Source organism: Microbacterium sp. (assembly GCF_049661145.1).
Lineage (GTDB): Bacteria > Actinomycetota > Actinomycetes > Actinomycetales > Microbacteriaceae > Microbacterium.
Genome location: NZ_JBASZT010000120.1, coordinates 1 through 10,883 on the forward strand (window position 1 = coordinate 1; position 10,883 = coordinate 10,883).

The 10,883-nt window shown below is 69.6% G+C and carries 10 protein-coding genes; 2 read left to right on the forward strand and 8 right to left on the reverse strand.

Going from position 1 to position 10,883, the window contains the following annotated elements; translation table 11 throughout:
* Positions 1 to 2,038: ATP-dependent DNA helicase RecG (locus WBP48_RS05360; RefSeq protein ID WP_424437188.1), on the reverse strand; the 2,038-nt coding region annotated here is incomplete at its 3' end.
* Positions 2,039 to 2,202: 164 nt separating this feature from the next.
* On the opposite strand from WBP48_RS05360, the gene rsmD reads away from it, so the two are divergent.
* Positions 2,203 to 2,760 carry a 16S rRNA (guanine(966)-N(2))-methyltransferase RsmD gene (gene rsmD, locus WBP48_RS05365; protein ID WP_424437191.1) on the forward strand — a complete coding sequence of 186 codons (558 nt, stop codon included), beginning with the start codon at positions 2,203 to 2,205 and terminating at the stop codon, positions 2,758 to 2,760.
* Between the two features lie 103 nt (positions 2,761 to 2,863).
* On the opposite strand, the gene thiL is transcribed toward rsmD, so the two are convergent.
* Positions 2,864 to 3,847: a thiamine-phosphate kinase gene (gene thiL, locus WBP48_RS05370; protein WP_424437194.1), complete on the reverse strand. Its 984-nt coding sequence runs from the start codon at positions 3,845 to 3,847 to the stop codon at positions 2,864 to 2,866.
* Between the two features lie 22 nt (positions 3,848 to 3,869).
* On the opposite strand from thiL, the gene WBP48_RS05375 reads away from it, so the two are divergent.
* Entirely contained in the window at positions 3,870 to 4,343 is a 474-nt protein-coding gene (locus WBP48_RS05375; RefSeq protein WP_424437197.1) for a DUF3515 family protein, read from the forward strand.
* A 16-nt stretch (positions 4,344 to 4,359) separates the two neighbouring features.
* Here the strand turns inward: WBP48_RS05375 and WBP48_RS05380 are convergent, their stop codons facing one another.
* From WBP48_RS05380 to leuC, 6 genes are all read right to left on the reverse strand, one after another.
* Positions 4,360 to 5,442: a D-alanine--D-alanine ligase family protein gene (locus WBP48_RS05380; RefSeq protein ID WP_424437200.1), complete on the reverse strand. Its 1,083-nt coding sequence runs from the start codon at positions 5,440 to 5,442 to the stop codon at positions 4,360 to 4,362.
* Positions 5,348 to 6,493, reverse strand: coding sequence for an NAD(P)H-dependent glycerol-3-phosphate dehydrogenase (locus tag WBP48_RS05385; RefSeq protein ID WP_424437202.1), 1,146 nt, complete (start codon positions 6,491 to 6,493; stop codon positions 5,348 to 5,350). Before WBP48_RS05385 ends, WBP48_RS05380 begins: the two co-directional genes overlap by 95 nt.
* On the reverse strand, positions 6,483 to 7,253 hold the full coding sequence (locus WBP48_RS05390; protein ID WP_424437204.1) for a lysophospholipid acyltransferase family protein: 771 nt from the start codon (positions 7,251 to 7,253) through the stop codon (positions 6,483 to 6,485). Before WBP48_RS05390 ends, WBP48_RS05385 begins: the two co-directional genes overlap by 11 nt.
* A complete protein-coding gene (gene murA, locus WBP48_RS05395; RefSeq protein WP_424437207.1) occupies positions 7,250 to 8,608 on the reverse strand; it encodes a UDP-N-acetylglucosamine 1-carboxyvinyltransferase in 1,359 nt (452 codons plus the stop codon). Before murA ends, WBP48_RS05390 begins: the two co-directional genes overlap by 4 nt.
* Positions 8,609 to 8,672: 64 nt before the next feature.
* The gene (gene leuD, locus WBP48_RS05400) at positions 8,673 to 9,269 is read right to left on the reverse strand and encodes a 3-isopropylmalate dehydratase small subunit (protein ID WP_424437210.1); all 597 of its coding nucleotides are present in this window, start codon (positions 9,267 to 9,269) and stop codon (positions 8,673 to 8,675) included.
* A gap of 1 nt (position 9,270) precedes the next feature.
* The gene (leuC, locus tag WBP48_RS05405) at positions 9,271 to 10,716 is read right to left on the reverse strand and encodes a 3-isopropylmalate dehydratase large subunit (protein WP_424437213.1); all 1,446 of its coding nucleotides are present in this window, start codon (positions 10,714 to 10,716) and stop codon (positions 9,271 to 9,273) included.
* Between the last annotated feature and the right edge of the window lie 167 nt (positions 10,717 to 10,883).

Here is a 10,883-nt window from a genome sequence, read left to right on the forward strand (position 1 = left end):
CGATGAGATCGGCGTCGGCGACCACCCGCAGCAGCCGGAGCGACGTGCGGGCGCCGGACTGCGCGTCGCCCAGCACGTCGCCCTCGCCCCGCTGCTCCAGGTCGATCTCAGCAAGATCGAATCCGTCGATCGTGGCGGCCACGGCATCCACTCGCGATCGTGCCGGACTGCCCGCAGGCGCCTCGGTGACGAGCAGGCACAAGCCGGGCACCGACCCGCGGCCGACGCGACCGCGCAGCTGGTGCAGCTGGGACACGCCGAACCTGTCCGCTTCGAGGATCACCATCATCGAGGCGTTCGGTACGTCCACGCCGACCTCGACCACCGTGGTCGCCACCAGCACGTCGATGTCGCCGCCCGCGAAGGCCTGCATCACGGCATCCTTCTCGTCCCCCGGCATCCGTCCGTGCAGCGTCTCGACGCGCAGGTCATCGAACGCGGGCAGCCGGGCGAGCATCTCGCGCACCTGCACCACCCCCCACCGCGTGCGGGGCTGCTCACCGGCCACGACAGGCGCCTCGTCGGCGGCATCTTTCGCGTCCTTGCCCGTCGCCTCGGCGTCGATCGCCGCGCACACGACGAACACCTGATGCCCCGCAGCGACCTCTTCGGTGACCCGCTCCCATACCCGCGTGAACCATCCGGGCTTCTCCGCGAGCGGCGCCGTGTGCGTCGTGATGCCTGCGCGTCCCGCCGGCATGGTGCGAATGGTCGACACGTCGAGGTCGCCGAACACCGTCATCGCGACCGTCCGCGGGATCGGGGTCGCCGTCAGGACGAGCACGTGCGGCGCCGTACCCTTCGCACGGAGCGTCTCACGCTGCTCCACCCCGAACCGATGCTGCTCGTCGACGACGACGAGCCCCAGATCGGCGAACGTCGTCGACGCGCTCAGCAGGGCGTGCGTGCCCACGACGATGAGTGCCTGACCGGATGCCGCGCGCAGCGCCGCCCTGCGACGCTCGGCAGCCGGGAGCTGCCCCGTCAGCAACGTCGGCATGAGCTCCGGAGCGAGGTCAGGCCCCAGCATCCGTGCGATGGAGCGCAGATGCTGCGCCGCGAGCACCTCGGTCGGCGCGATGAGGGCCGACTGACCACCCGACTCCGCGACCTGCAGCATCGCCCGCAGCGCGACGAGCGTCTTGCCGGATCCCACCTCGCCCTGGACGAGCCGGTTCATGGGCCAGTCGCCGGCGAGGTCTGCCGTGATGCGGTCGCCGACGGCGATCTGGTCGGGCGTGCGGGCGAACGGCAGGCTCTCGTCGAAGGTCGCCAGCAGAGCGCCGGGATGCCGGGCGGTCGCCGACATCGCCCGGACGAACTGGCGCTGCTGCAGCAGCGCGGTCTGCAGCACGAACGCCTCGTGCATGCGCAGCGTCCGACGTGCGGAGTCGACCTGATCGACGAAGTCCGGTGCGTGGATGCGCTGCAGCGCCGTCCGGGCATCGAGAAGACCTTGCGCCGCGCGGAGCTCGACGGGTAGCGGATCGGCGACGTCACCGAGATTCTTCAGCACCTCGGTGACGGCATTCTGCACCTGCCAAGTCGCCACGGTGCTCGTGGCGGGGTAGATCGGGATCGGCGTGTGCTGGTGCGCCTCGGCCTCCAGCCGCGCGACGTCGACGTCCTCGAACAGCTTGTAGTCGGGGTGAGCGAGCTGCTGGTGACCCTTGAAAACACCGACCTTGCCCGAGAAGATACCCTGGCGCCCGACCTGCAGGTCGTTCTGGCGCCACGACTGGTTGAAGAACGTGAGGCTCAAAGCGCCCGCGCCGTCGCTGATGACGGCCTCGAGGATCGAGCCGCGGCGCTGCTTCATCGGTCGCGTCGACACCGAGCGCACTTCGGCCACGATCGTCACCTGCTCCCCCAGAGGCAGGGACGCGATGGGCGTGAGCTCGCCAGGCTGCGCATAGCGGCGCGGGTAGTGGGTCAGCAGGTCGGCGACGGTGTCCATGCCGAAGGCGCGTTCCAGTTGCTTCGCGACTTTGTCGCCCAGCGCGTCGACGAGGCGCGTGGAGAGCGTCAGCACGGGCATGCGTCGAGTCTAGGCACCCGCACCGACAGGACCGCGGGGGGTTCGAGAGGGTGCGCGACGCCCTCACCCCGTACGCGCCGCCACCGTCCGGCCCAGTCGGCACCAATCGGCCGATTCGGGACCGTGCGGCCGAGTCGGTCAGGACAGCCCAGTAGGGTGTGCTCGTGACCCGCATCATCGCCGGCGCCGCCGGCTCGCTCACGCTCGCCGTGCCGGATGCCGGGACGAGACCGACGAGCGACCGCGTGCGCGAGTCACTGTTCAGCGCGCTGGAGGCTGCCGATCTCGTGCAGGATGCCGCGGTGCTCGACCTCTACGCCGGCTCGGGCGCGCTAGGCCTCGAGGCGATCAGCCGAGGCGCCGCCCGGGCGGACCTCGTCGAGAGGGCGCCGCGCGCCGCGTCGGTCGCCGAGCGCAACGCGCGCGCGATCGCGAAAGCAGTGCCGGGGGCACACGTATACGTGCATCGCGGTAGCGCCGACGCCTACCTGCGCGCGGCGACCGCGACGTTCGCCCTCGTCTTCCTCGACCCGCCCTACGAGGTCGGCGAGACTGAGCTGTCGGCGACGCTCGCCCTGCTGGTCCCGCGGCTCACGCCGGGCGCGACCGTCGTGATCGAGCGCGCCTCACGCTCCGGCGCGCCCGCGCTGCCCCCGGGGCTCGTCCACGACCGCGCGAAGAAGTACGGTGACACGACACTGTGGTGGGTGCTCGCGAATTGAGGGCGCCCGCCCCGCCGGGGGCGGGGCTTTCGCATCAGCTTTTCAGGGGCGCTGCCGCGCCGTGGGGCGGGAAAGTCTGAGTCACGTCACGAGGACTTTCGGGTCAACCGCGTCCCGAGTCCCAGTCACGGTGCGGGTCCCACCCGAGGTGCCCGCTGACCGTCTCACCGCCGACGGTGACCGCTTCGCCGCTGCGCTCGCGCACGCTCCCCACCGGGCGGAACCCCTCCGGCAGCGCGACCCCGGGCGGGAAGCAGGCCAGCAGCGCATGGCCCTCGCCGCCGCGCAGATCCACAGCATCCAGACGAGCGTCGAGATCGATCGTGGCGCGCGACGCATCCGCCATCCGCGTCGCGTCGAGCAGAAGTCCGTCCGAGACGTCCATGAGAGCCGTCGCTCCCGCCGCCGCCGCGACGGGGCCCAGCGCGATCGGCGGGCGGGGACGCAGCTGTGCCGCCAGGTCCGCGCGCTCGGCGGCGGTGAGAACCTCGACATCCACCGGCACAGGATTCCCCGAACCGTCGCGGAACCGCTCGAACAACAGCCCGAGTCCGCGCGCCGCCGCTCCCAGCTCCCCCGCGACGGCGACGACGTCTCCGGGCCGCGCGCCGGAACGCAGCACCGGTGACAGGCCGTCCAGCACGCCGATCGCCGTCACCGCGATCGTGAGCGTGTCGGACGCCGTGAGGTCGCCGCCTTCGACGGCACAGCCGGGCGCCAGCTCGCTGCAGGCGTCCCGCAGGCCGCGGGCCAGGTCCTCGACGAACCCTGATGTCGTCGCGTCGGGCAGCGCGAGAGCGACGAAGAGCGCAATCGGGCGGGCACCCATCGCCGCAACGTCGGCGAGGTTGACGGCGGCGGACTTGAAGCCGAGATCGAACCCACTCGACCACGCCAGCCGGAAGTCGGGACCGTGCACGAGAGTATCGGTGGTCACGACGACGCGGCCGTCGGGAACTCGGAGAACGGCGGCGTCGTCGCCCGGCCCCACCCGGGCGTGTGAGCCGTCGCCGAGTATCGCGAGGATCCGCGCGAGCAGGGCCCGTTCGCCGAGTTCACCGACCGTCTGCGCGCGCGGGTGGATCATCCCTCCACGGTAGCCTGGACAGATGAAGCGCCCGCGCCCTCTTGTCGCCGCGCGGGCGCTGATCGTCGGTCTCGGCGTGGCCTTCTCCGTCACAGGCTGCAGCTCGACCGTGTCCATGACCCCGGCAGAGGGCGCGAACGACCCGGCCTGCGCGGCGGTCACCGTCCGGCTGCCGCAGAACGTCGGAGGTCAGGAGCGGCGCTGGACCGACGCGCAGGCCACCGGCGCGTGGGGCTCGCCCACGACGGTGCTGCTGACCTGCGGCCTCGAACCGCCGGTGGCGTCCGAGCTGGAATGCCGGACGCTCGACGGCATCGACTGGCTGATCGATGACTCCGAGGCGCCGCACTACCGATTCACGACCTTCGGCCGGAATCCCGCGGTCGAGGTCTACGTCGACTACGACGAGGTGGGCTCCGGCGGCGTGCTGCGCGCGCTCAGCACCGCCGTGGACCAGCTGCCAGGCGACGGCCGCACCTGCACCCCCGCCTCTTGACGGTCGCGTCGCGGGCTCAGCGCACGCGCGCGAGCTCGATCAGCTCTGTGATCAGCTCCGGGTAGGACATGCCGCTGGCGATCCAGCACTTCGGGAACATCGAGATGGGCGTGAACCCCGGCATCGTGTTGACCTCGTTGACGAAGAACTCTGTGCCTGTGAAGAAGAAGTCCACGCGCGCGAGGCCCTCGCCGCCGATCGCCTCGAAAGCGCGCGCCGCGATGCGCTGCAGTTCGGCGAGCTCACCAGACTGCAACTCGGCGGGACACACGAGGTCGATTCCCGGCGCATCGAGGTACTTCGCGTCGAAGTCGTAGAACTCCCGCCCGCTGATGACGATCTCACCGGCGACACTGACGCGCGGCGGTTCGCCGTCGCGACCGGCGAGCACGCCGCACTCGATCTCGCGGCCTACGACGGCCTGCTCGATGAGCACCGTGCCGTCCTCGGCGAAAGCCGTGACCAGCGCGGCATCGAGCTCCGACCACTCCAAGACCTTCGACACACCGACGCTGGAGCCGGCGCGGGCGGGCTTGACGAACGCCGGCAACCCGAGTGAGCGGATGCGGCGCTCCCACAGCTCACGGTCGCGCCTCAGCTGGCGCTCGGTGACAGTGACCCACGGCACCACCGGCACCCCCGCGGCCTTCAGCACGCTCTTGGCGGTGTGCTTGTCCATCCCCACCGCCGACATCAGAAGTCCCGCGCCCACGTATGGCAGATCGAGCAGTTCGAGAAACCCCTGGATCGTGCCGTCCTCGCCGAAGCGGCCGTGCAGGATCGGGAAGACGACGTCGACTTCGCCGAGAGAGCGTGAGCCGTCGGCATCCGTCACCTTCAACTCACGCGATCGCACCGAATCGGGCCAGACGATACGAGTGCCGTTGTCGACGACTTCGGGGAGGTGTCCCGGGTCGAGGGCGAACTTGTCGGGGTCGTCGTCCTCGAGGATGAACGCCCCGTCACGAGTGATGCCGATCGGGATGACGTCGAAACGATCGCGGTCAATCGCCCGCAGGACGCCCCCGGCCGTTGCGGAACTGATCGAGTGCTCGCTGGAGCGACCGCCGAAAAGCACCGCCACTGCCGATCTGTCCATTCTGGGTCCTCTCGCCCTTGGGCTTGTCGTCATCCGTTGTCAGGTGCGGTGCGATGTCGCGCGGGTTCATCGCACCGTCGAGCACCATCTTGACCTGTTCGACGATGGGCATCATCACGCCGGACTCGCGAGCCAGCTGCAGCACGGGGGCGACGGATGCCAGGCCCTCCGCCGTCTGATTCATCTGTTTCACGACATCCTGGAAACTGTAGCCCTGCCCGAGCAGACGCCCCGCGGTGTTGTTGCGACTCAGCGGCGACTGACAGGTCGCGATGAGATCGCCCAGACCGGCCAGCCCCTGGAGCGTCTCGGGTTGGGCGCCCTGAGCGACGGCGAAGTCGGTCATCTCCACGAGTCCGCGAGTGACGATCGACGCTTTGGTGTTCTCGCCGTACCCCACACCGTCGACGATGCCGATCGCGACCGCGATGAGGTTCTTCAGCACGCCGCCGAACTCGGTGCCGATCACGTCGGTGTTCACGAAGGTACGGAAATAGCCGTTGCGCGCGCGTAGCGCGACTGCTTCGGCGGTGGTGCGGCTCGTCGACGAGATCACGGCCGCTGTGGGCTGTTCGCGGGCGATCTCGAGGGCGAGGTTGGGACCGGAGGCCACCGCGATACGGGCCGGATCGCAGTGCAACTCTTGCTCGATGACCTGACTCATGCGCAGTCCGGTGCGCTTCTCGACGCCCTTCATGAGCGAGACAACGGGGGCATCCGTGCTCGAGATCAGCGGACGCACGGCCTTGAGGTTCTGTCGCAGTGCCTGACTCGAGATCGCGAGGTACACCTGGGCCGCGCCGTCGAGGGCCTCTGAGAGGTGCGATGTCGCCGACATCGTGCGCGGCAGGTTGATTCCGGGGAGGTACTCGCTGTTGCGGTGACCCTCCTGGATCTCCTGTGCGAGCTCGGCGCGCCGCGCCCACATCATGACGTGGGCGCCGCCGTCGGCAAGGACCTTGCCAAAGGTCGTGCCCCAGCTGCCCGCGCCGATGACCGCGACGCGCGGCAGCGACGAATCCGCTCTGCGACCGGCTGTTCTAGGGTTCAAGACGCCCCGTCTCGCTCTGACCGTGCGCGGCTGGATCCCAGCGCTCCGCGGGTGGCTGCTCGCCCCGCAGCCGGCCGAGAAGGTCCGAGATATCCGCCATCACAGCATCCGTCGCCGGAACGAGGTCGGCACCGGCCGCATCGCCGCGGTGCGCGCTGAGGTCGGTCGCGGCTCCCAGCAGAACCTGCACCCGCTTGCGCGGCGGCCACAGGCTGAGCTTGCCGTAGCGCGGCAGGATGCGCTGGGCGCCCCAGCTGGCGACTGGAACCACCGGGATGTCTCCGGCCAGCGCGAGTCGCACCGCACCGGTCTTCCCGCGCATCGGCCACAGGTCCGGATCGCGGGTGAGAGAGCCCTCCGGATACACGATGACCCCACGGCCGTGCTCGACGAGAGCCACGGACTGGGCGAGTGTCAGTTTCGCCGTCGCCGTCGTCGACGACCTCGCGACGGGGACCATGCCGGTCGCCCGCAACGCCGCACCCAGCACCGGAACTCGAAACAGGCTCTCTTTCGCCATGAATCGCGGCGCACGACCGATCCGCCAGGTCGCCGCGGCGATGATGAGCGGATCGAACTCGCTGTAGTGGTTGGGGGCGAGGACGTACGGTCCCTCGGCGGGCAGGTGCTCGCCTCCGGAGATCTCGATCTTCGCGAAGCAACCGATCGCCGGGACGAGCACGGCCGCGAGAACCCAGAACACGCTCGGCCGGGTCTTCTCAGGCGACGTGCGGCGCGCGACGGCGGGCGGTGCGCTCATCCGACGACGTCGAAGTCGGCCCCGAGCGCAGTGAGCTTGTCGAGGAATTTCTCGTAGCCGCGGCGGATGATGTCGATGCCGTGCACGGTCGAGGTGCCCTGCGCCGCGAGTGCGGCGATGACGTAGCTGTACCCGCCGCGGAGGTCCGGGACGACCACTTCGGCGCCGTGGAGCGGCGTCGGACCGGTGATGACCGCGGCCTGTTCCAGCGCACGGCGCGGCACGCGACGGTCCGGGCTCGCTATCCCCTCCGGATGCACCACGATGTCGGCACCCATCTGGTTGAGGGCGCGCGTGAATCCCAACCGGTTCTCGTACACGGTCTCGTGGACCACCGATACGCCCTCCGCCTGGGTCAGCGCGACGATCAGCGGCTGCTGCCAGTCGGTCATGAAACCCGGGTGGACGTCGGTCTCGACCATGACGGGCTTCAGAGCCCCGCCGCGGCGGAACCGGATGCCTTCGTCGGTGATGTCGAAATCGCCCCCTGCCTTGCGGAAGACGTTGAGGAACGTGAGCATCTCGGGCTGCTTCGCGCCCGCGACGAGGATGTCGCCGTCGGTGGCGAGTGCGGCGCACGCCCACGACGCCGCCTCGTTGCGGTCGAAGATCGAACGGTGGTCGTATCCGCGCAGGCTGTCGACGCCCTCGATGAAGATCACCCGGTTCGGCTCGTACGAGATGATCGCGCCCATCTTCTGCAGCACCGCGATGAGGTCCATGATCTCCGGCTCGATCGCAGCCCCGCGCAGCTCGGTCGTGCCCTTCGCGCGCACGGCCGTGAGGAGCACCTGCTCCGTGGCGCCGACGCTCGGGTACGGCAGCGTGATGTTCGCGCCGTGCAGTCCGCGTGGCGCCGACAGGCGGATGCCGCTGGGCAGCTTGTCGACGGTAGCCCCGAAGGCGCGCAGGGCGTCGAGGTGGAAGTCGATCGGACGGTCGCCGATGCGACATCCGCCGAGATCCGGGATGAACGCCTGGCCCAGCAGATGCAGCAGCGGCCCGCAGAACAGGATCGGGATGCGGGAGGCACCGGCATGCGCATCGATCTGCTCCATGTGCGCCGACACCGCCCCACGCGGGTCCAGACGCAGCACGCCGTCGCCCACGTCGGTGATCGTGACCCCGTGCACCTCGAGCAGCGAGCGCACGACCTGTACGTCGCTGATGTCGGGCACGTCACGCAGGACACTCGCGGTCTCGCCCAGCAGCGAGGCGACCATGGCCTTCGTGGCGAGGTTCTTCGCACCCTTGACCTCGACCCGTCCGCGCAACGGCCTGCCACCGCGGATCTCAAGAACCGAACCGGCACCGCGGGACGGTGTCGACGCCGAGGCGCTCAGCAGGGTGTTCATCGATCGGGACCTCACTTTGTGTGTCGAGGAGGGTTCAGTACCGGCCCCGGGCGGGGGCCTCGCGTCAGCGGACGGGGAGTGTCCGCGGCCGCCACGCCTCCCGGCGCGCCTCGAACTGCGCGATCCTGTCCTCATTGCGCAGGGTCAGCCCGATGTCATCGAGGCCTTCGAGGAGCCGCCACCTAGTGTAATCGTCGATGTCGAAGGAGACCGTGAGCGCGCCGATGACGGCGGTGCGCGCGCGAAGATCCACCGTCATCGCAATGCCGGGCTGCGCATCGATCGCGGCCCAGATCGCCTCCAGGTCATCCTCCGAGATCACGCCCGTGACCAGGCCTTGCTTGCCGGAATTGCCGCGGAAGATGTCGGCGAACTTGGGGCTGAGCACAACCTGGAAGCCGTAGTCGCGCAGTGCCCAGACGGCGTGCTCGCGACTCGATCCGGTACCGAAGTCGGGCCCGGCGACGAGGATGGATGCCGACGAGAACGCCGGCTGGTTGAGCACGAACTCGGGGTCCTGCCGCCAATTCGCGAACAGCGCGTCCTCGAAACCGGTCTTGGTGACGCGCTTGAGATAGACGGCCGGGATGATCTGGTCGGTGTCGACCGCGGAGCGCTTCAGCGCGGCGGCGATGCCCGTGTGCGTCGTGAACTTCTCCATGTCAGGCTCCCACCGTCTCACGCGCCGGCAGATCCGACGGACTGGCCAGCCTCCCCAGCACTGCCGTCGCAGCGGCGACGAGCGGCGACACGAGGTGCGTGCGTCCGCCCTTGCCCTGCCGGCCCTCGAAGTTGCGGTTGCTCGTCGAGGCGCACCGCTCCCCCGGCGCGAGCTGGTCGGGGTTCATGCCCAGGCACATCGAGCATCCTGCGAACCGCCATTCCGCGCCGAACTCCTCGAACACGCGGTCCAGGCCCTCGGCCTCGGCCTCCAGGCGCACGCGAGCAGAGCCCGGTACCACCATGACGCGCACGCCGTCGGCCTTGCGTCGTCCCTCGATGATCGATGCGAACGCGCGCAGGTCCTCGATGCGGCTGTTGGTGCACGAGCCCATGAACACGGCATCCACCTCGACGTCCTTCAACGCGGTGCCGGCGGACAGGTCCATGTACGCCAGCGCGCGTTCGGCGGCGGCGCGTTCGTTGGGATCGGCGAAGGATGCCGGGTCGGGCACGACACCGGACAGCGAGACGCCCTGACCGGGGTTGGTGCCCCACGTCACGAACGGCTCCAGTTCGTTCGCGTCGAGGAAGACCTCGGCGTCGTAGACGGCGCCCTCGTCGCTGGGGAGCGTCCGCCAGTACGCGACGGCGTCGTCCCAGTCCTGACCCTGCGGCGCATGCGGCTTGCCCTGGACGTACGCGAACGTCGTCTCGTCGGGCGCGATCATGCCGGCTCGGGCGCCGGCTTCGATCGACATGTTGCACATCGTCATGCGGCCCTCCATCGACAGGGACCGGATGGCGCTGCCACGGTACTCCAGGACATAGCCCTGGCCGCCGTTCGCACCGATCTTGGCGATGATCGCGAGAATGATGTCCTTCGCGGTGACCCCGGGCTTCAGTTCCCCTTCTACCGTGATCGCCATCGTCTTGAAGGGCTTCAGCGGGAGGGTCTGGGTCGCCAGGACGTGCTCGACCTCGCTCGTGCCGATGCCGAACGCCATCGCGCCGAACGCGCCGTGCGTCGAGGTGTGGGAGTCGCCGCACACGACCGTGATGCCCGGCATCGTCAGCCCCAGCTGCGGGCCTACGACGTGGACGATGCCCTGTTCCCTGTCGCCCAGGGAGTGGATGCGGACGCCGAACTCGTCGGCGTTACGCCGCAGCGTGTCGATCTGCGTGCGGCTCGTGAGGTCCGCGATGGGCTTGTCGATGTTGAGGGTCGGCGTGTTGTGGTCCTCGGTCGCGATCGTCAGGTCGAGGCGCCGGACGGGCCGCCCCTCGGCCCGGAGGCCGTCGAAAGCCTGCGGGCTCGTGACCTCGTGCACGAGGTGCAGATCGATGTAGAGGAGGTCGGGCTGGCCCTCCTCGCCCTTCACGACGAGGTGGTCATCCCAGACCTTCTCGGCCAGAGTCCGCGGACGATCGGAAATGGATGTGCTCATGTCAGTCTCGTTCTCCAGATTGGGATCAAGCCCGCGACGGACTCCGCGACGAGAGAGGGCTCAGAACGAGGTCTCGCCGCGGCCGCTAAGGAGAAGACGAGCGATCCGCACCGACTCAGACTACCATTGCGCGGCTGGGCCGCCGGCCGCGCGGCGGCCGCGCGGCG